Annotated in this window: 21 protein-coding genes; 3 read left to right on the top strand and 18 right to left on the bottom strand. The window is 26.7% G+C overall.

Translation table 11 applies throughout. The features are described from left to right. Nucleotides 1-26: 26 nt before the first annotated feature. From ARA19_RS09940 to ARA19_RS17995, 3 genes are read right to left on the bottom strand one after another with little or no spacing between them, the layout of a single operon-like run. Entirely contained in the window at nucleotides 27-776 is a 750-nt protein-coding gene (locus ARA19_RS09940) for an aminotransferase class IV (protein WP_055070814.1), read from the bottom strand. Further along, on the bottom strand, nucleotides 773-2,140 hold the full coding sequence (gene pabB / locus ARA19_RS09945) for an aminodeoxychorismate synthase component I (protein WP_055070815.1): 1,368 nt from the start codon (nucleotides 2,138-2,140) through the stop codon (nucleotides 773-775). The genes ARA19_RS09940 and pabB overlap by 4 nt, the downstream gene beginning before the upstream one ends. Next, on the bottom strand, nucleotides 2,141-2,719 hold the full coding sequence (locus ARA19_RS17995; protein WP_055070816.1) for an anthranilate synthase component II: 579 nt from the start codon (nucleotides 2,717-2,719) through the stop codon (nucleotides 2,141-2,143). It abuts the gene before it with no gap. Nucleotides 2,720-2,816: 97 nt separating this feature from the next. Between ARA19_RS17995 and ARA19_RS09955 the strand changes: the two genes are divergently transcribed. Both ARA19_RS09955 and ARA19_RS09960 read left to right on the top strand, forming a co-directional pair. Beyond that, entirely contained in the window at nucleotides 2,817-3,659 is an 843-nt protein-coding gene (locus ARA19_RS09955) for a PHP domain-containing protein (protein WP_055070817.1), read from the top strand. Nucleotides 3,660-3,847: 188 nt separating this feature from the next. Further along, entirely contained in the window at nucleotides 3,848-6,490 is a 2,643-nt protein-coding gene (locus ARA19_RS09960) for an FAD-dependent oxidoreductase (RefSeq protein WP_055070818.1), read from the top strand. Nucleotides 6,491-6,500: 10 nt separating this feature from the next. Here the strand turns inward: ARA19_RS09960 and ARA19_RS09965 are convergent, their stop codons facing one another. The 8 genes from ARA19_RS09965 to ARA19_RS17175 all read right to left on the bottom strand — a co-directional run bounded on the left by ARA19_RS09965 (nucleotide 6,501) and on the right by ARA19_RS17175 (nucleotide 13,203). Continuing rightward, nucleotides 6,501-7,535 (bottom strand): toxic anion resistance protein, encoded by a 1,035-nt coding sequence (locus tag ARA19_RS09965; RefSeq protein ID WP_055070819.1) that lies wholly within the window; start codon nucleotides 7,533-7,535, stop codon nucleotides 6,501-6,503. A gap of 12 nt (nucleotides 7,536-7,547) precedes the next feature. Beyond that, entirely contained in the window at nucleotides 7,548-9,095 is a 1,548-nt protein-coding gene (locus ARA19_RS09970) for a YceG family protein (RefSeq protein WP_055070820.1), read from the bottom strand. 283 nt (nucleotides 9,096-9,378) lie between these two features. After that, a complete protein-coding gene (locus ARA19_RS09975; RefSeq protein ID WP_055070821.1) occupies nucleotides 9,379-9,624 on the bottom strand; it encodes a TIGR03905 family TSCPD domain-containing protein in 246 nt (81 codons plus the stop codon). A 19-nt stretch (nucleotides 9,625-9,643) separates the two neighbouring features. After that, nucleotides 9,644-10,024, bottom strand: coding sequence for a RidA family protein (locus ARA19_RS09980; RefSeq protein WP_055070822.1), 381 nt, complete (start codon nucleotides 10,022-10,024; stop codon nucleotides 9,644-9,646). 79 nt (nucleotides 10,025-10,103) lie between these two features. Continuing rightward, entirely contained in the window at nucleotides 10,104-10,370 is a 267-nt protein-coding gene (locus ARA19_RS09985) for a phage holin (RefSeq protein WP_055070823.1), read from the bottom strand. A 272-nt stretch (nucleotides 10,371-10,642) separates the two neighbouring features. Beyond that, nucleotides 10,643-12,049 (bottom strand): aminopeptidase, encoded by a 1,407-nt coding sequence (locus ARA19_RS09990; protein WP_055070824.1) that lies wholly within the window; start codon nucleotides 12,047-12,049, stop codon nucleotides 10,643-10,645. A gap of 43 nt (nucleotides 12,050-12,092) precedes the next feature. Continuing rightward, nucleotides 12,093-13,010: an HPr(Ser) kinase/phosphatase gene (gene hprK, locus ARA19_RS09995; protein ID WP_055070825.1), complete on the bottom strand. Its 918-nt coding sequence runs from the start codon at nucleotides 13,008-13,010 to the stop codon at nucleotides 12,093-12,095. Nucleotides 13,011-13,029: 19 nt separating this feature from the next. Further along, nucleotides 13,030-13,203 carry a DUF896 domain-containing protein gene (locus tag ARA19_RS17175; RefSeq protein ID WP_084764430.1) on the bottom strand — a complete coding sequence of 58 codons (174 nt, stop codon included), beginning with the start codon at nucleotides 13,201-13,203 and terminating at the stop codon, nucleotides 13,030-13,032. A 318-nt stretch (nucleotides 13,204-13,521) separates the two neighbouring features. Here ARA19_RS17175 and ARA19_RS10000 point away from each other — a divergent pair, with 318 nt between their 5' ends. Further along, the gene (locus ARA19_RS10000; RefSeq protein WP_055070826.1) at nucleotides 13,522-13,734 is read left to right on the top strand and encodes a Spo0E family sporulation regulatory protein-aspartic acid phosphatase; all 213 of its coding nucleotides are present in this window, start codon (nucleotides 13,522-13,524) and stop codon (nucleotides 13,732-13,734) included. 169 nt (nucleotides 13,735-13,903) lie between these two features. Here ARA19_RS10000 and lgt read toward each other — a convergent pair whose 3' ends face one another. From lgt to clpP, 7 genes are all read right to left on the bottom strand, one after another. Further along, the gene (gene lgt / locus ARA19_RS10005) at nucleotides 13,904-14,692 is read right to left on the bottom strand and encodes a prolipoprotein diacylglyceryl transferase (protein WP_055070827.1); all 789 of its coding nucleotides are present in this window, start codon (nucleotides 14,690-14,692) and stop codon (nucleotides 13,904-13,906) included. 251 nt (nucleotides 14,693-14,943) lie between these two features. Beyond that, complete coding sequence (locus ARA19_RS10010) at nucleotides 14,944-15,564, bottom strand: hypothetical protein (RefSeq protein ID WP_055070828.1); 621 nt, start codon at nucleotides 15,562-15,564, stop codon at nucleotides 14,944-14,946. Nucleotides 15,565-15,723: 159 nt separating this feature from the next. Next, on the bottom strand, nucleotides 15,724-16,119 hold the full coding sequence (locus ARA19_RS17180; RefSeq protein ID WP_084764432.1) for a hypothetical protein: 396 nt from the start codon (nucleotides 16,117-16,119) through the stop codon (nucleotides 15,724-15,726). A 370-nt stretch (nucleotides 16,120-16,489) separates the two neighbouring features. Beyond that, the gene (gene yihA, locus ARA19_RS10020) at nucleotides 16,490-17,083 is read right to left on the bottom strand and encodes a ribosome biogenesis GTP-binding protein YihA/YsxC (RefSeq protein ID WP_055070830.1); all 594 of its coding nucleotides are present in this window, start codon (nucleotides 17,081-17,083) and stop codon (nucleotides 16,490-16,492) included. Nucleotides 17,084-17,103: 20 nt separating this feature from the next. Continuing rightward, nucleotides 17,104-19,416 (bottom strand): endopeptidase La, encoded by a 2,313-nt coding sequence (gene lon / locus ARA19_RS10025; protein WP_055070831.1) that lies wholly within the window; start codon nucleotides 19,414-19,416, stop codon nucleotides 17,104-17,106. Between the two features lie 316 nt (nucleotides 19,417-19,732). After that, the gene (gene clpX / locus ARA19_RS10030) at nucleotides 19,733-21,001 is read right to left on the bottom strand and encodes an ATP-dependent Clp protease ATP-binding subunit ClpX (RefSeq protein WP_055070832.1); all 1,269 of its coding nucleotides are present in this window, start codon (nucleotides 20,999-21,001) and stop codon (nucleotides 19,733-19,735) included. Nucleotides 21,002-21,030: 29 nt separating this feature from the next. Then, a complete protein-coding gene (clpP, locus tag ARA19_RS10035) occupies nucleotides 21,031-21,627 on the bottom strand; it encodes an ATP-dependent Clp endopeptidase proteolytic subunit ClpP (RefSeq protein ID WP_055070833.1) in 597 nt (198 codons plus the stop codon). Between the last annotated feature and the right edge of the window lie 67 nt (nucleotides 21,628-21,694).

A 21,694-nucleotide genomic window follows, 5' to 3' on the forward strand; every position in this document is an offset into this window, starting at 1 on the left:
TTATTAATTTAATTCTATACCAATCATTAAAATTCCTTTAAAAAATCTGAATACTTACTAATTATTTCACTTAAAAATATATTTTCATTAAATTTTTTCTCTTCAAATTTAGATACTTTAATTATTCCAACTAAAGAATTAGTAAGAAAAATACATTCACTTTCTTTAAAATCCTCTAAAGTAAATTTTCCTTCTTCAACTTCAAAGTTTTTTATTAGCCACTTTCTTATTGTTCCATCTAATAGCCCCAACTTTACAGCTGCTGTTTTTATTTTATTATTTTTAATAAAATAAACATTACTTATGGCTCCTTCTGTTATAAAGTTATTTTCATTTAAAAATAACACTTCATCAAATCCACTTTCTATAGCTTTATTTCTTTCTATTATATTTTCTATATAATTAATAGATTTCACATAAGGCATAATTGATGTGCTATTTCTCCTAACACTACTAAGCTTAAGTTTAAAACCTCTTTCGTAGCTATTCTTTGTATAAATAATATCTTTTGTAATAGCAACTATATTTTTATCTGTTAAGATAATTTTTAAAGAACAATTTTTTATTTTCTCCTTTTCAATAAAACTTTCAACTTCTTTTACACTGATAGTATTATTTATTTTAAGTAAAGAAGCACCTTCTTGCAATCTATTTATATGTTCTTCTAAGAACACAGCTTTATTCCTTATTAAGATTGTCTCAAATACACCTTTTCCAAAGCATAATCCATCATCTAATATAATATCATTTTTTATTTCCCAATTTACATAAATCATCTTAATACCTCTATTAAAGCTTTTGCTTTATCTAAAGTTTCATAATACTCCATTTCAGATAAAGATTCGATAGTTATTCCACCACCAACACCAAAAGAAGCTTTATTATCTTTTTTTACTATAGTTCTTATTACTATATTAAAGTCACAATTCCCTCTTAAATCAAAATATCCTATTGATCCTGTATAAATTCCTCTTCTCACACCTTCAAGTTCTTCTATTATTTCCATAGCTCTAATTTTAGGTGTTCCTGTTATAGAACCGCCTGGAAAACATGCTTTTATACAACTTACTGAACTTTCACTTTCTTCTAATTCTCCGACTACAGTTGAAACTAAATGAAAAACAGTATCATATTGTTCTAACTTAAAGAGCTCTGTTACCTTTATAGAATTTGCTTTGCACACTTTACTTAAATCATTTCTTTCTAAATCTACTATCATTAAAAGTTCTGACTTATCTTTTTCACTCTTAAGTAATTCTTTTTTATTTAATTCATCCTCTTCTTTATTTCTGCCTCTTGGTCTTGTACCTTTTATAGGTCTTGTTTCTACTTTATTATCTAATACCTTTAAAAATCTTTCTGGTGAAGAACTTATTATCTCAATATCTTCTAAATTTAAGTAAGCTGAGAATGGAGCCTTATTTATTTTTCTTAATTTTTTATATATTTCATATCCATCTTCTTCGCAGTCACATAGAAATCTCTGAGTCATATTAGCTATGTAAATATGTCCCTCTACAATATAATCTTTCATTTTATCTACTGCTTTTATGTATTCATCTTTTGAGAAATTAGATTTTAAATTATTTTCTTTAACTTCTCTATGTTTTTCATTATTTTCTTTAAATTTATAATTTATTATTTTATCTTCTATATCATCTAAACTATTTTTAGATAATATCTTATCTTCATATAAAGAAGTAATATATATCTTATCACTAAGCAAGTCAAATATAATTAGGTTATGAAAAAATAAAAAATAACTATCGTAAACTTCATAATCTTTTATAGAACTTTCTTCTATATGTTCTAAGGACCTCCCCATATCATAAGAGAAATATCCTATAGCACCTGATATAAAAGGGATTTCTTTTCTTAAATTTTCATCTATCTTAAATGATTCTATAGTTTCATTTAGTAGTTCAAAAACATCTTTATTTACTAATTTTTCATTTAAGTACACTAAATTTTCCTTAGACTTAATTTTTATAAAAGGATTTATTCCTATAAATGAAAACTTAGAATATTCACTTTCTTCTTTTGAACTATCTAACATTATAGTATCTTTTTTATCCTTCCATATTTCATAAACTTCATTTACTTTTAAATTACTTTTTATTTCTCGTATTAATAATTCCATCTATATTTCACCTCTACACATTCTAACAAAATTTTTTAATATTAAATGTCCATATTCGGTTAACTCTGCTTCTGGATGAAATTGTACGGATTCTATTTTATATTCTTTATGCCTAAGCCCCATAATTACATTGTCTTCACTTCTTGCTGTTATAATTAATGGCTCCTTAACTGTATTTTCATCTACAATTAAAGAATGATATCTAGTTACATTAAATTCTTTTTCTATAGAAAAAAATAATCCCTTTCCATCATGTTTAATCTTTGATATTTTCCCATGTATAGGTTTTTCACCTTTTATTACTTTAGCACCAAAATAACTTCCAATACATTGGTGTCCCAAACATACTCCTAAAATCGGTATTTCACTTTTAAAGGTATGAATTATCTCTAAACATTCTGTAGATTCTTTAGGTGATTTAGGTCCTGGTGATATTACAATTCCCTCTGGATTAATATGTCTTATCTCCTCTATTGTTATTTTATCTTTTCTTACAATTTTTATTTCTTCTCCAATTTCCTTAAAATATCTAACTAAATTGTAAACAAAAGAATCATAATTATCTATCATTAAAAACAATTATATCTGTCCTCCTTCAAATATGTTAAAATAATTATATCAAAAAAGTAAAAATAAAACTAAATTAAAATAAATTTAATTTACAGGAGGTCACTCTATGAATATAAATGCAGAATTTCATTGTCATTCAACAGCTTCTGATGGCACTTTATCTCCCTCTGAAATAATAAAATTAGCAAAGGAAAAAAACTTATCTATAATTTCCTTAACAGATCACGACACAACTGAAGGGATATCTGAAGCCACAGAAATGGCAAAAAAACTTTCTGTTAATTTTATTCCTGGTATAGAACTTAGTTGTGAACATAAAGGTTCAACTGTACATATACTAGGCTTTTTTAAAGGAAATTATTTTAAAGATGAAGAATTTCAAAAATTTTTACATAATTTGAAGAATAGTAGAATTAATAGAGCTAAGGAAATCGTAAATAGGTTAGATAAATTTTTTAATATAAAAATAAATTATGAAGATGTTTTAAAAAAAGGAAAAGGAGTTGTTGCAAGACCTCATATTGCACAATGCATTTTAGAAGCAGGTTATGATTATGACCAAGACTATATATTTGATAACTTCATAGGAAATAATAGCCCTGCTTATGTTCCTAATAAAAAACTTACTGTTGAAGATGGAATTGCCTTGCTAAAAAAATATAATGCTTTAGTTTTTTTAGCTCATCCTAAATTATTAAAAAATATTACATTAGATGAAATTTGTCAATTTAATTTTGATGGTGTTGAAGCAATCTACTTCCAAAACACTCCAGATGAAAATAATTTTTACTATTCTTATTGTAGAAAAAATAACTTATTAATTAGCTGTGGATCTGATTCTCATGGTAATTTACCTGGTGATACTCGTCATGGTTCTATTGGAATTATGAGTTTAGATAGCTATGATTTCAATAACTTTTTAAAAAAATATAATTTATTAAAACCTTAGAAATTCTAAGGTTTTTTTTATTATTTAAAAATTAATACCCTATATTTTTTTAATTCTTATTATTCAGTGCACTTTACTTAGAAATAATTTATAGTATAATAAAATTGTAATTTATTGATAGTCATTGTTATTTAATTAACTAAATTAAAAAATAATCTTTAGTAATTATCCAAGGATGGTGGAATTTAATGAAACATTTAGAAGTAAAAAATAACATATATTGGGTTGGAGCTTTAGATCCTAATTTAAGGGTTTTTGATATAATTATGTATACTCCATATGGTACAACATATAACTCATATGTTGTAAAAGGAAGCAATAAAACAGCAGTTTTTGAAACTGTTAAAGCACAATTTTTTGATGAATACCTAGAAAGATTAAACAGTTTAGGTGTTAATCCATCTGAAATTGATTATATTGTAGTAGACCATACTGAACCTGACCACGCTGGCTCAGTGTCAAAATTACTTAAATTAGCACCTAATGCAAAAGTAGTTGGTTCAAAAATAGCTATTGATTTCTTAAAGGATATTGTTAATGAAGATTTTGACCATATTGTAGTTAATCATGGTGATGCTTTAAGCTTAGGAAATAAAACTTTAGAATTTATTTCAGCACCATTTTTACATTGGCCTGATTCAATGTACACTTATATTCCTGAAGATAAAGCATTAATTACTTGTGATTCTTTTGGTAGTCACTATTCATGCGAAGAAGTATTTAATGATTTAGTTCCAAAAGAAGAAGATTATATGGATGCTCTTAGATATTATTATGATTGTATTTTTGGACCATATAAACCTTATGTTTTAAAAGGTATAGAAAAAATCAAAGATCTTGATATAGATTTAATTTGTCCAGGTCATGGTCCTGTTTTAAGAGATAATCCTCATAAAGTTGTTGAATTATACAAAGAATGGAGTACTCCTAAAGCTAAAAATACTGAAAATAAAAAAGTTACACTTTGTTATGTTTCAGCTTATGGCTATACTAAGGAATTAGCTGAAAATATAGCTGAAGGAATAAAATCTAATCATAAAGTAGAAGTTAAACTTTTTGATATGGTACACGCTAAACTAGAAGATGTATTGACAGAAATTGCAAACTCAGATGGTATTTTATTAGGATCACCTACTTTAGTTGGGGACTTACTACCTCCAATTAGAGATATATTAACTAATCTTAATCCTATAGTTCACGGTGGAAAATATGCTGCTGCCTTCGGTTCTTATGGTTGGAGTGGAGAAGCTGTTCCTAATATAGAAAATAGATTAGAAGAATTAAAAATGAAAATTTTTGGTCCTGGTATGACAATAAAATTCAAACCTTCTGATAACGAAATTGAAAAAGCTAAGAAATTCGGAGATGATTTTGCTAGTTTCATGTTTGGTGAGAAAAACCTTAAATATTCTCCACATAAAAAATCAATGGTTGCAGAAATAGAAGCACCTACAGATGGATCTATGAAATATTGGAAATGTTTAGTTTGTGGTGAAATTTTTGAATCTCCAGTTTGTCCTGAAGTTTGTGAAACTTGTGGAGCTGGAAGTGATCAATTTGTAGAAGTTGAAAATGAAGTCTTTGAAAAAGTTAATACTAATGAACGCTTTGTTATAATAGGTAATGGAGCTGCAGGATTCTATGCTGCTAAAACTCTTAGAGAAATCAATGAAACTTGTACAATTCAACTTATATCAAGCGAAAAAGTTTCAACTTATTCAAGACCTCAATTATCTGACTTAATCAGTGATGACAACTTAACTACAACAATCTATCTTGAAGACCAAAGTTGGTATAAAGAAAATAATATAGAACAATTGTTAAATAAAACTGTTCTTAAAATAGATAATATTAATAAGAATATAGTACTTACAGATGGTTCTAATGTATCTTATGATAAATTAATATTAGCTAATGGAAGCCATAATTTTGTACCTCCTGTTACTGTAAAATCTTTAGATAACAGTACAACAATAGATAAAATAAATACAAATAATTATAGAAATATTAATGGAATCTATAGTATAAAGGATATAGAGGATGTTATGGCTGTTAAAGAAGCTGCTAAAACTATAAAGAATATAGTTGTTATTGGTGGTGGTGCTTTAGGCTTAGAAGCAGCTTGGGAACTTAAATCTTTAGGATTAAATGTTAAAGTCCTTGAATTTATGCCTTCTCTTATGAATAATCAACTTGATTTAGAAGCTGCTGAATTCTTTAATAAATTAGCTATGAAATCAGGTTTAGACTTCCAAACTTCTGAATCAGTTAAAGAAATTATCGTTAAAGATAACAAGGTTCTTTCACTTAATTTAAATGGTGGAAATTCAATTGATTGTGATATGCTTATCTTCTCAACTGGTATAAGAAGTAATATATCAATTACTGAAGGTTCTGACATAATTACAAACAGAGGTATTGTAGTAGATAGTAAAATGGCTACAAATATAAAAGATATCTATGCTTGTGGTGATGTTGCTGAATTTAATGGTTTAGTTTATGGAAACTGGCCTGCTGCTATAGAAATGGGTAAAATAGCTGCAATTAATGCTGCTGGCCTAGAAAGAGAATTTAGAAACTTTACTCCTTCAATAATCCTAAGTGCTTTAGATACTGAAATGGTATCTATAGGATTAATAAACTTTAAAGATGAATCTCTTGAAAGCTTAACTCTTAAAGATAAAACAAATGAAAACTTAACTAAATTATTCTTCAAAGATAATACAATAGTTGGTGCTATTGTAATTGGAGATTTAGAAAATTCAGGTAAGCTAATTATGGCTATTGATAACAATTCAAGTAAATCTGAGGCAATACTTAATTTAGTATAAAAAATAGGGCTTATAGCCCTATTTTTTTTGCTTTAGCAAGTATTTTTGATAAATCACTTTTTCTTTTATTATAATTGTTTTTTTCTCCTATAAGTTTACTTTCATCTATGGCCACTCTTATTTCATTAACTGATCTTTCTAATTCATCTTTTCTCAAGTCTTTAAGATTACTTTTTCCCTCTAAAGCTTTTACCTGACTAACTTTTTTATTAATAGCTTCAATTGATTTATTTCTTAATTCTTCTTTTTTTAACATTATTATTTGAGCTAAATTATTTTTAAAAATAGGTAAAGCTATTAAAAATGAATTTTGTATTTTTTCTAATATTTCTATATTACCTTTTTCAATTTCATTTATCATTATAATTGTTTCCATAGCGATTATTTGGGATATATTAAAATCTTCTATCCTTTTTTCTATTGCTTCTAAACTCAAGTCATATTTGATTTTTTCAATTTCTATTAAATTTGTATTATTTCTTTTATTTAATATATCTGTTTTCAAATTTTCAGCCGCATATAAATATTGTTCTAACTCTTCATAAAACCTCATATTATGAAGAAACATCGCCTCTAGCCTCTTGTTTGAATCTAAAATTGCACTCTCTTCATATTTTAGCTCTCTATAAAAATTTTCTAGATTTAAAGCTAGATTACTATACTTTTTTTTTAGAAATTCTATATTTTTTTCTTTCTTAAATAATTTATCTATAAAACTTTTTTTATTCTCTGTAAAATCATCAATATCAAAAGAATCCATTAATTTAGTTAAGCTTTTCAAAGCTTCATTTATACCATCTCTATTATTAATTCTTAGATATTTAAGTACTTCTTCTGATATAGATGCCACTCCCTCATAGATAGCTTTCCCAAATTCTAATATATCATTAACATTTCCCAATTCAATAGAATTAATCAAATTACTATATTGATTATTTACATAAGCATATTCTCTTATATCTGCTTTATATTTTTCGATATTTAAATTATTAAAATCTTTTTTTATTTCTCTAAATAAACTTTGTTCTTCTTTTGAAAATCCCATATTGCTTAACCTCTATTTTTTAAATAATCTTGATAAGAATCCCTTTTTTCTATATACCTTTAATGCCTCTTCCAAATTAAAATTATATTCTATATTTTCTAATCTATGATAGGTTATAAAATTTTTATTTGTCCATTTTTCTATTCCATAGGTTCCAAAACTACTATATAAAATAATATCAACACCTATAGAATTTAAAAACATTAAAACATATAACTCTCTTATTTCTAATTGTTGATTATTATCCCTATATATTGTTATTTTAGGAACCTTATCTGTAAAATCAAAAGAATCTATAAGTTGATAAAACTCTTCTGGCATTGTCATTATAGTAGCTAGATACTCGATTTTACTACTTTCATTAAATTTTGCATTTATAATATATCCATTTTCAAATATGTCATTTAACTTATTCACAAATAAATTTTTAAGGCTCTCTCTATATTTTCTAAATCTATTTCCTGCAACATGAAAGTCTATTTTTTCTTTAGATACTCTTCCTGTTTCATCAAAACATTCTTTATATGATAAAGCCTCTTCATAACCTATTGGATAATTATATAAAGCTAAATTATTTAATACTAAAGTACTTTCCTTATTAAAAATTAATCTTAAAAACTCCCCAAACTTTTCTTTATCATCTAAAATACCTGTTACAACTGTTAAAAAACTAGGAACACTAACTACTTCATTAGATATCTTAAATCCTGGTCTCACTTTTGCATCTTCATTATAGTAAATCATTATTTCATCAAAAGTTGAATTTAAAAGTAAAGAATTTACATTATAATCTATAAATTGCCAAGGCTTGTAAAAACCAGTATTATCATTAAATATTTCTCTTTCTAATTCTGTCTCTGCTTCTTTTCCTATAGTTTTAAATTCTGAAATTACCTTTCCATTATCTAATCGTTCTCTTAAAGGTATAAACTCCAAATTAATTTTTTCTTTAATATAAAATGAATACTCTTCTATATTATAAATATATTTATCTATATCATTTCCTTCCGGAGATAAATATAAAATATCCATTCCTAATAGCTTAAGAAAGAGCATTAAATATGCTTCCTTTTTACTTGAACTCCCATAAAAAATAACTTTATTAGTATTATTATCATCCCAAGTTCGCCCTTTTACAAAATCAAAGGAACTACTTGCAATGAATTTTAATAAGCTTAAAATTTCATCCTCCTCCATAAAATTTTTCTTCAAATACTCATTTATAAAATCTAAAGCTTTGTAAATTTTAAAATTTAAAGAATTATCCTCACTTACACTTGTATATTTATAAAATTCTACACCATGTACTTTAGCTTTCTCTTCTACAGTACTATTATTTTCTATACTTAAGGGTAATTCTTGAAAATTAACGTATTCTTTTTCTTCTTTATTTATTCTTGCTAAATTATTGTTATATTCACTAACGTTATCAATTCCTAAGTATCTACAAAAATAAGAATTATACTCCCCTAAAATTACCCCTCTATCTATTTGTGATTTACAAATATCCTTAAAAATATTATTTGACTTTATATTATTAAAAGATAAATTTATAAACATTTTTCCTCCTACGATATATATGTATTACTTTATATTATATATCTTTTCCTTTTAAAAGAATATATTAGATGGAAATAAAATAAGGATGTACACATCTTATACATCCCTATTGTTAATATAACAAATTATCCTTATGCTCTTTTAAAAAGAATGTAATATACCTGCCATATCTATAAGCCTAAAATTAATTCAGATAGAGTTTTAACTCCATCTGAATACTTAGCAATCTTTAAGACTATTTATTTCTTACTTATAGAATATAGGAGTATATTAATCAAATAAGTTACTTACTCATTTTATACTCTTCTAATGCTCTTGCTAATTGATCAGGACAAGATGTACCTCTTCCCTTGCAATCTATTCCTTTAAGCTTTTCTATTACATCATCTATATTCATATTTTCTACTAGGTTGCAAATACCTTTTAAGTTACCATCACACCCATTAGTGAAATTAATTGATTTAAGACTTCCATTTTCTACGTCAAATGATATTTCCTTTGAGCATACCCCTGTAGTTTTATAAATCATTTTCTCCTCTCCTTTAACTTTATATAATTGCTATAGCTTCAATTTCCACTTTAACATCTTTAGGTAACCTAGATACTTCAACTGCTGCTCTAGCTGGTTTTATTTCTCCATCAAAGTACATTGCATATACTTCATTCATCTTTACAAAATCATTTAAATCTGTTAAAAAAACAGTAGTTTTTACAACTGAACTTAAATCAATTCCAGCTTCTTTTAATATAGCTTTTACATTTTCTAAAGATTGCTTAGTTTGTTCTTCTATTGTTTTTGGAATTTCATTGTTAGTTGGGTCTACTGGTATTTGTCCTGATACAAATAACATGTTCCCAACTTTAACTCCTTGAGAATAAGGACCAATTGCTGAAGGCGCCTTGCTAGTATTAATAATTTCTTTATTCATATGAATCTCCTTTATTGTCAATTTATTACTTATATTAAGATTTTAATATACTAACATATTTTTTTCAATAAATTTTCTATTAATTATTGTCTTCAACTTTTTCCTTAACATCATTTAACTTTTTCTTACTTTCAGTACTATCATCTAAAAATCCCTTACATTCAGTAGTTGGATTATTTAAAATTCCAGCCATAACTAATATTGATAGAATAGCTGTTACTATTTGATCGTAATTCTCTGGCAATATATTTATATTGAATCCTTTTAAAACCATTGGAATTAAAGCTGCAATTGATATCCATAATCCATAATTTTTTAATCTATCTCTTATACTAAGTTTATTCATTTCATATATCTCCTTTACCAAAAGATCTTCATATAATATTCTATTCTCTCTAAGAAACACATGTTCTTAATAGAACTTTATTTAAAATCCAATCCTAGATAAAGAAAGATTTATTCATCGAAACTTCAGTAAATTATCTAAGGAATACCTTCCACTTATCTCTAACTTATAAAACATTATCATTATATGTATTAGTCATCATATAAATAAATGGGATCTTTATAGAAATAATATCTATAAAAATCCCAAAATCAAATTATCCTCTTTGATTCTTAAGCTTGTTCAAAGAATACCTTATAACATTTTTTAGTTTCATATATATCTATTTTAGATGCAACTTCCCATGGTGCATGCATATTTTGAAGTGCGACTCCACAATCTATAACTTCCATGTTATACTGAGCTAAAATATATGCAATTGTTCCACCGCCTCCTTGGTCTACTTTTCCAAGTTCAGATGTTTGCCAATGAACACCATTAGTATCCATTAAGTTTCTTAAATATGCAACATATTCCGCATTAGCATCATTACAACCTGATTTTCCTCTTGCTCCTGTATATTTGCTGAATACAACACCTTGTCCAAAGTAAGCACAGTTATTCTTTTCTACTACTGATGGATAATTAGGATCATAAGCAACAGTTACATCAGCTGATAACATTTTAGAATTTTGTAATGCTCTTCTAACTTTTAATTCTGAATACTCTCCCATTCTATCCATTATTTCACCAATAGCATTTTCGAAAAACCTTGAATGCATACCAGTTGCACCAACACTGCCTATTTCTTCTTTATCCACAAATAATCCAGCTATTGTTTTTATTGGATTTTCTACTTCTAATGCTGCCTCAAAAGAAGTATATGCACAAATTCTATCATCATGTCCATAACCCATAATCATACTTCTATCAAGTCCTAAGTCTCTTGCTTCCCCAGCTGGAACAATCTCTAATTCTGCTGATACAAAATCCTCTTCTGATATACCATATTTTTCATTTAATATTGTTAATATATTTAACTTCACTTTTTCTTTTTCTTCTGATTCTTCTAAAGTTGGAAAACTTCCTGCTAAAACATTTAAGTCTTCACCTTCTATAACTTTAGCTGCTGTCTTAGTTAATTGGTCAGCAGATAAGTGAATTAAAAGATCTGAAATTCCTAATACTGGATCATTTTTATCTTCACCTATAGCAACTTCTACTTTTGTTCCATCTTTCTTTACAATTACTCCATGTAAAGCTAATGGTATAGTAACCCATTGATATTTTTTTACTCCACCATAGTAATGAGTATCAAATAAAACTAATCCATTATCCTCATATATTGGATTTTGTTTTAAATCTATTCTTGGAGCATCAACGTGTGAACCTATTATTCTTAAACCATCTTCTAAGTCATCTGTTCCTATATTAAATATAGCCAAACTCTTTCCTTTGTTATTAACATAGACTTTATCTCCAGCTTTTAATGTTTCCTTATTTTTTATAACTTGTTCTAAATTTTTATAACCTTTAGCTTCTGCTTCTTTAATAAAAACATTTATACTTTCTCTTTCTGTTTTAGCCACTGATAAGAATTTTCTATATCTTTCTCCTAAATCAAAAACATCTGTTCTTTCACTATCAGAATAATTTTTCCAAATATCCTTTTTTTCTCTAGTTAAACTTTTCACTTCAATCTCTCCTCCATATTAATTAACCAAATATATATTAACACATTCTTTAATTAAATTCTTCTCTTGATTCAATCATCCTTTTTTCTATTATATCTACAGGATTTGTATTTGACATTAAATTATATCTATAGTTAGCTGCTGCTGCTTCTATTATTACAGCTATATTTCTTCCTGGTCTTATTGGGACTCTAAGTTTCTTTAATTTCACACCAAGTATTTCCTCATAATTATCAATAATTCCTAGTCTGTCGTAATCACCATCATCCTTCCAATGTTCAAAATGAATCATTATTTTTATATCTTTTGATGGCAATATAGAACTTAATCCGTATAACGCAGAAACATCTATTATTCCCATCCCTCTTACCTCAAGCATTCCAAAAGTAACATAAGGTGATGTTCCTATAAGTTCTCCATCTATTTCTTTTATATCTACAGCATCATCTGTTACTAATCTATGTCCTCTTTTTATAAGCTCTAGAGCTGTTTCACTTTTTCCAATTCCGCTTTCTCCAGTTATAAGCATTCCTATACCATAAACATCTACTAACACTCCATGTAATCTTGTTTCTGGTGCCATTTTATCTGATAAATAAAGTGTTAACTTACTTATAAATTTAGTAGTTATTATTTCAGTTCTAAGTATCCATGTATTATTTTTTCTAGCTACTTCTAACATATCTTCATGAACTTCTAAACCTCTAGTTATTATCAAGCAAGAAATATCAAAAGAAAAAAACTTATTTATTCTTTTTCTTCTTAAATCTGGAGCCATATCATTAATAAAGCTCCATTCAGCCTTACCTATTACTTGAATTCTCTCTGGAGTAAAATAATTATAAAATCCAGCTAATTGAAGCCCCGGTCTATTTATATCCTGAACATTTATAGGAATATTTGAATCCCCTTGTTGGATTATTTCTAAGTTAAAGTCTTTTATAAGCCTTTCTACTGTTACTCCCACTCTACATCACCCTTTAATACTATTTTTTTGTTGGTCTTATCCCCTCTAACTGACTTCTTAAATTATTTTTAAATCTATTTATATATTCTTTTCTTAAAACTTGTTGTTCTTCTTTTTCTTCTTCTGTCAATCCACAATCCTTACTTTTTCTAGATAATTGATTTATTCTTTCTATTAATTTATTTTCATCCATTATTTTTCTCCTTTTGTTTACAATTAATATTTATATATTCTATTTTACATTACTTTATAGTTTTTTATCAACAAAAAAACGTTTGATAATATTCTACATAATATTCTATGCAATTGCTAATTTTGTTATAATTAATATACTTATATCTATACCAATGCTACATCCTTATTATATTTATTGTCTTTATTTGTTTTATATTGGCTAATTTTTGATGTTTTTTATATTTTACATTTTCTACCTTTTGTTATATAATATTACCATATTCGATAGATAATTTTAATAGTATTTGTCTAATTAATGTTATTTTGGAGGTAAAAAATGACAATAAAAAGTTTAAGAAAAAAAATAGCTAGACGTCAAAAGTTATTATATATTCTTTTAATTTTTTTAAAAAGAACAAACCCATTAGTTGTAAGCTTAAGTCAAAATTTAGATAAATTTATTGTAAAAGAACAAAAATACTTAAGCAGAAAAAGAAATTTAAAACAATCCCAAAACCCACAAGTTACTAAACTTAAAAAGGTCTCTTAATACTTCCTCTTTCTTTTAAAAAGCTATTATATGTTCAATCCACATAAAAAACTCTAACCTTTCTTCTACAACATTTACTAAAATTTACATCCCCTTTGTCCAAATTTATAATTGGACAAAGGGGAATTACTTAACATATTTAATACTAAGCTTTCTTTAGATATTAAACTTAATTATTTATATATTTACCTTTCCTATTTTTTTTCTTTACTATACAGATTAATAAAATTATAGACATTAATATTATTAATAAACTTATTAATTGAGCCATTCTCATCCCTAAGAAATATAAGCTATCTGTTCTAAGTCCCTCAATAAAAAACCTCCCTAGAGAATATAATATTCCATAAGCAGCTAATACAATTCCATTATACTCCTTACTAAATTTATATAATATAAATAATAAGACTATTCCTATAGCAAAATCCCAAATACTCTCATATAAAAATGTAGGATGATAATAAACTCCATTTATATTCATACCACTTTCTATAAACTTAGGAAATTTACTTATAAAATCTACACTTACAATTCCTCCATGAGCTTCTTGATTGAAGAAATTTCCCCATCTTCCTATTCCTTGAGCTATTATTAAAGAAGGCATTGCTAAATCAGCATACTTAAGAAAATTTATATTTTTTTTCTTACAATATATAATAGATGCACAAATTCCTCCTATTAAAGCTCCATGTATTGCTATTCCACCATTTCTAATATTTAATATACTTACTAAATTCCCCTTATAATTATCAAATTCAAAGATTACATAGTATAACCTAGCTCCTATTATAGCAAAAGGAAATGCTATTAAAAATATATTTAAAATACTATCAAAATCTAATTTTAATTTTTTAGAATTAACATATGCTATGGTCAAAGCTACCCATATTCCTATGGCAATTATTATACCATACCATCTTATATCCAAGCCTAAAAAGTTAAATGCAATTGGATCCATATAATTCCCCCTTTTATATTTTATTTGTACAAATACTTTTCTCTTTACCACTAATTAATTTTTTTCTCTATATCTAAATATACAACTATTATTAAAAGATACTAAAGATAAAAATACAGAGTGTTTTATTAAAATTATAACAGTTCATAAATGAAATAATTTTAAAATTAAGTAAACTTAATTTTAAAATACTAAAAAGCTTCAATATAATAAGAAGGAACCACTTTTATAGTAGTTCCTTGTATTTTTTCTTAATATTTTATTTCTCCAGCTTTGTACATTTCTATAACCTTATCAATAAACTTAACTTTTTCATCATCAACTAATCTTCTTACTGATAATAACATTTCTATATTTTCATCAGAACTTCCTTTAATATCTTCATGTTTTTTCTGTTCTTTATTTGTATTTGTATTATTCATACTATTTATATTATTCATATTATTATGCATATTATTATTCATATTGCTATGCATATTATTCATGTTATTCATATTATTATTGTGTGTTTGTCTATTATTCATATTGCTTAACATAGACATCATAGCTGCTATATTTCCCGGCATACCTCCTGCCATATTTCCTGCTAGATTTGCCATCGGATTGCCCATAGGATTAGCCATAGGATTATTCATTCCATTTCTATTAGCAGCTGGATTATTCTGCATTCCTCCAAGCAATTGCCCTAACATATTTATATCAAACCCATCTCTATTCATTGATGTCATAAGCGTAGATAATTTATTCATATCCATATTATTTAAGCCTAACATTTCTAGCATTTGTGGATTAATACCCCCAAAGGAGTTATTTCTATTATTCATTGGTTGCATATAGTCATCATCTCTAGTTCTATGTCTTCTTTTTGACATTCTAAAACCTCCCTTCTTTATTTTTTATGTATTTTATTATATTTTTTTGGAGGGCAAAGCCCTCCATCTTAACTACATTACAATAAATAATTTATATTTATACAAGATACAATAATGTGGTTATAAATAGTTATTCATAAAAAAACCTAATCTTATTTATTAAAAGAATCCTCTATTTCCAAAACCGCCATTTCCACAGCCGCCACATAGTAAGATTATTATAATTAACCACCAGCAATTTCCGCCACCCCAGTTGTCATTTCCTCCGCCACAGCAGCAATTACAGCAACAAGGACAACAATCGCAACAACATCTATCATGTTTTCTGCCTCTTCCTCTGCAACAACAACAGCATCTGCCGCCGCCCCAGTTTCCGCCGCCGCCCCAGTTTCCACCGAAGCCGTTACCACAGCCACCACAACATAATAATATTATTATTATTAGCCACCAGCATCCACCGTTTCCACCACAGTTATTTCCACAACAACAGTTTTGTGGGAAGCATGCATTTGAACATCCACAGTTTTCATTATTTAATATTTCATTTAGTTCCATAACGAAACCCCCTGTTATTTAATTTTTATTTGTTTTATAGTATATATTATTCTAAAATTATACATTTGACACTATTTTTGGAATATTATATATTTTTTTTAATATAAATTACTAAGGGCCTATTAACAAAAATAGGCTAATCATTTTATAAATAATGATTGTATGGAACTAACCTATAAAAATAAATTTTACTTAGAAATAAAGACCTTTTAATTACTAATTTATCATAAATCTTTTATCATATATTACTAATTAAAAATTAAAAATATTACAAAAGGGACTAAACCAAAGTTAGTCCCTTTTACTTATAATATACAATTAAAAATTTCATCTAATACTTTTACAAAGTAAAATCTTTAACATTTATTAATTATTCAAGTTCATTTATGTCCCCAAATAATTCATCTATAATCTGATCTTTTCCATTCTTATTAAGAGATGAGAAAAATAATAATTTTTCTTCCTTAGGCATTCCTAATGTAGCCCTTATTAATTTTTCACTTTTTGCAACTTCATTATTTGAAATCTTATCTCTCTTAGTTGCAACTACCTTACAATCATATCCGAAATGATTTATCCAGTTATACATTAGTACATCATCTGCTGTTGGCTTATGTCTACAATCAACTAATAGAACTACTCTTTTTAAAGGTTCTCTTTCTGTTAGATAAGTTTCTATTACTTTTCCCCAACTTTCTTTCTCCTTTTTAGATACCTTAGCATATCCATACCCTGGTAAATCAACTAAGAAAAATTCATTATTTAATAAAAAGAAATTTATTAATCTTGTTTTTCCTGGAGTTTGACTTACTCTAGCTAATTTTCTTCTATTTGTTAATGCATTTATTATTGAAGACTTTCCTACATTTGATCTTCCAACAAATGCAACTTCTGCTGCTCCACCTTCTGGATACTGCGATTTTTTAACTGCTGATATAATAAATTCAGATGTATTTATTTTCATATATATTTCTCTCCTATTATTTAAACTAAGACGTTACTCAAAACCTCTTCTACATTTTCTACTGCTATAACTTTAATACTTTCAAGTATTTTTTTGGGTATATCTTTTAAATCTTTTTCATTTTTCTTTGGTATTATAACTGTATCTATTCCAACTCTAGATGCTGCTAATATCTTTTCTTTTAATCCACCTATAGGAAGAACATTACCTCTCAATGTCACTTCTCCTGTCATTGCTACATTTTGCTTTACAGCTTTATTGCTTAACAATGATACTAAAGCTGTTACCATTGTTATTCCTGCTGATGGTCCATCTTTAGGCACAGCCCCTTCTGGAACATGTATATGAATATCCTTATTTTTATAAAATTCTTTTTCTTTGATTTTATATTTTTCTGAATTTGCCCTTACATGTGAATAGGCAGCCTTTGCAGATTCTTTCATTACATCTCCTAAGTTTCCAGTTAAGTCTAATTTACCTGTTCCATCCATAAGTAATGCTTCTATGGTTAAAGTATCTCCACCATAGGCAGTCCATGCCATTCCATTGACTAAACCAACCTTTTCACCATTACTTATATCATCAAAAGTATATAATCTATCACCTAAAAACATTTCTATAGATTTTTTGGTTATTTGTATATGTTTTTTATTTTTTTCTACCATATCTTTTATTGATTTTCTTATAACTTTTATTATAACTCTATTTAACTGTCTAACTCCAGATTCTCTAGTGTAATAATTTATTATTTCATCTAAAGCATTATCTGATATTTTTATACTTTCTTTTATAGCACCATAGTCATTTAAAGCCTTAGGAACTAAATGCTCCTTAGCTATATACTTCTTCTCTTCATAAGTATATCCAGATAATTGTAAAATACTCATTCTATCTAGCAAAGGTCTAGGAATATTTTCTAAACTATTTGCTGTAGTTATAATTAAAGCATCTGATAAATCTAATGGTATCTCTAAATAATGGTCTCTAAAATTTTCATTTTGTTCTTTATCTAGTACTTCTAATAAAGCTGAATAGTGATCTCCTTGATACTTCATTCCTATTTTATCTATTTCATCTAATAAAAGAACAGGATTCATTGTTTTTGCTTTTTTAATAGCTGTAACTATTCTTCCTGGCATAGCACCTACATAGGTTTTTCTATGTCCTCTTATCTCAGCTTCATCACTTATTCCCCCTAAGGATATTCTTTCAAAGTTTCTTCCTAAACTTTCAGCTATACTTTTTGCTATTGAAGTTTTTCCTACTCCTGGAGGACCAACTAAACATAAGACTGGAAGTTTTAATTGCTCATTAAAACTTTTTACTGAAAGATACTCTAAAACCTCTTCTTTTATTTTATTTAACCCGTAATGAGCCTTATCTAATATTTCTCTACTATTTTTTATATCTAAATTGTCTTTACTATATTGGCCCCAAGGAATTTCTAAAACTTCCTCTATGTAATTCTGAATCACAGATTTTTCTTGAGGTCCTAAATTATCATTATCTATTTTTTCTATTTCTGAATAAAGTTTTTCTTTTATATCCTTATTTACCTTTAATTTTTTAACCTTATTTCTTAAGTCTTTAACTAATTTATCATCAGTATCACCTAATTCTTTTTTTATAATATTTAGTTGTTCTCTTAAGTAATACTGCTTTTGATTTTTTTCAACACTTTTACTTAACTTATTTTTTAAGTTTTTTTCTATGCTTATTATATCAATTTCTTTATTTATTAACTTTATTAATAATTCTATTCTCTCTTTTAAATCAATTAATTCTAATATGTTTTTTTTATCATTATTATCTAGAACTACATAGGCACATATTACATCAACTAATTCATGACCACTCTCTATATCCTCAACTTTATTATTTATTGATTTATCTTCAATCTTAGCTTTTATAATAAACTCATTAAATTTATCTAATAATTCTTCCTTTAATACTTTTACTTCTAAATCTATTTTTTTATCATCTTTTAAGGTTACTGCACTTCCACTTATTAATTCTTCTGTTATTTCTATGCTCTCTAATCTTCCCCTAGATATTCCCTCAACTAAAACTCTCATAGTTCCATTATTAAAATTAACTATTTGTTTTATATTACATAATGTACCTACTTTTAATAAATCCTCTTTTGAACATACTTCAGAAAGCTTGTCCTCTTTTTGTGGCACAATAAATATATCTAAATTATTATCTATTGCATACTTAACAGCATTCACTGATTTTTTTCTTCCAACATCAAAATATGTAACCATATTTGGAAATATTGTTGTTCCTCTAAGGGCTATTATCGGAAGCACCCTTTTTTCCACTTCTTTCATAAAATTCCCTCCACACTATTTTTTAGTCTTCTAAAGTATACACATATTACACTAAATTTTCAACTTCAGCTTTAATTAATACTATTACTATAGATATATAAAAATACAAGAATCAGCATTAAAATCTAAGCAATAACTAAAATTTATCCTTAAAATAAATCTTCAGTTTAATTCACTCAAACTTCTAGCTGATTCTTATAATAAATATTCAACTATTTCTTTACTTAATTTAAGTAAAGAATTTTTTATAAATATTAAAAATTACATTGATTCTAGATTAATTCAATTAAAATTATCATTGAATCACCATACTTCATTATGCAGTTTCTATTGTTCCATCTTCTTTTTCTACCGAACCATTAACTAATTCTAATTCTGGAGCTTTTTTATTTTTTATTGTTTCTTCAGTTATTTTAACTTTAACAATATCATCTCTTGAAGGAATATCAAACATTATATCAGTCATAACTTCTTCAATAATAGCTCTTAATCCTCTAGCACCAGTATTTCTTTTTATAGCTTCATCTCCAATAGCCTTTAATGCTTCGTCAGTAAATTCTAATTTTACATTATCCATTTCGAATAACTTAGCATATTGTTTTACTAAAGCATTTTTAGGTTCTTTTAAGATTTTTATAAGCGCTTCATTATCTAAAGATTCTAATGTTACTATTATTGGTAATCTACCAACAAATTCAGGTATTAAACCAAACTTAAGTAAGTCTCCTGGCATTAGATTCTTTAATAATTGTCCTATATTTTTTTCTTTCTTTGATTGTATTTCTGCTCCAAATCCCATAGAACTTTTTCTAGTTCTACTTTCTATTATTTTATCTATACCATCAAAAGCTCCTCCACAAATAAATAACACATTTGATGTATTTATTTGTATTAATTCTTGATGTGGATGCTTTCTTCCACCTTGAGGAGGTACTGAAGCAACTGTTCCTTCAAGTATTTTTAATAATGCTTGTTGAACACCTTCTCCTGAAACATCTCTTGTTATAGATGGATTCTCTGATTTTCTAGCTACTTTATCTATTTCATCTATATAGATTATTCCTTTTTCAGCTCTTTCAACATCATAGTCTGCGTTTTGTATTAATTTTAAAAGTATATTTTCAACGTCTTCTCCAACATATCCAGCTTCAGTTAAAGTAGTAGCATCTGCTATAGCAAATGGTACATTTAAAAGTTTAGCTAATGTTTGAGCTAATAATGTTTTCCCTGATCCAGTTGGACCTAATAATAAAATATTACTCTTTTGAAGCTCAACATCATCTGATGCTATATTAGCATTTATTCTTTTATAATGATTATATACTGCTACAGCTAAAGATTTTTTAGCACTTTCTTGACCAACAACATATTGATCTAAGTGTTTTTTTATTTCCGCTGGTTTAGGCAAATCAGTGTTTTCTACTTGTACTTTTCCCTCAAATTCATCCTCGATTATTTCTGAGCATAATTCTATACATTCATCACAAATATAAACACCAGGTCCTGCTATAAGTCTTTTAACTTGTTCTTGATTTTTACCACAAAAAGAACATTTTAGTTGCTTCTTTTCTTCGAATTTTGCCATTTTTCCACCTCAACCTTCAAGTTATATAATTATTCTGTTACTTCATTTTTCTTAATTACTTTATCAACTAACCCATACTCTGCAGCTTCTGCAGCTTCCATGAAGTAATCTCTCTCAACATCAACTTTTATTTTTTCTAAACTTTGCCCTGTATTATCACTTAAAATTTTATTTAAGTTATCTTTAATTTTTAATATTCTCTTTGCGTGAATATCTATATCAGTAGCTTGCCCTTGGAATCCTCCTAGTGGTTGGTGTATCATAATTTCACTATTTGGTAGTGCATATCTTTTCCCTTTTGCTCCTGAAGATAATAAAAATGCTCCCATTGAAGCTGCCATACCTATACATATTGTTGATACATCTGGTTTAATATATTGCATTGTATCATAAATCGCCATACCTGAAGTTATTGAACCTCCTGGTGAATTTATGTAAAGATATATATCTTTATCAGGATCCTCACTTTCTAAATATAACAATTGTGAAACTATTAGATTTGAAGTAACATCATTTACTTCACCACTTAACATTATTATTCTATCTTTTAATAGCCTTGAAAAAATATCATAACTTCTTTCGCCTCTACTAGTTTGTTCTACAACCATTGGGACTAAATTACTCATAATTTTTCCTCCTTTTAGATTTATAATTTAACTTATAACTATAATATTGCCATCTATTCAATAATAT

Source organism: Clostridium massiliamazoniense (assembly GCF_001403635.1).
Taxonomy (GTDB): Bacteria; Bacillota; Clostridia; order Clostridiales; family Clostridiaceae; genus Sarcina; species Sarcina massiliamazoniense.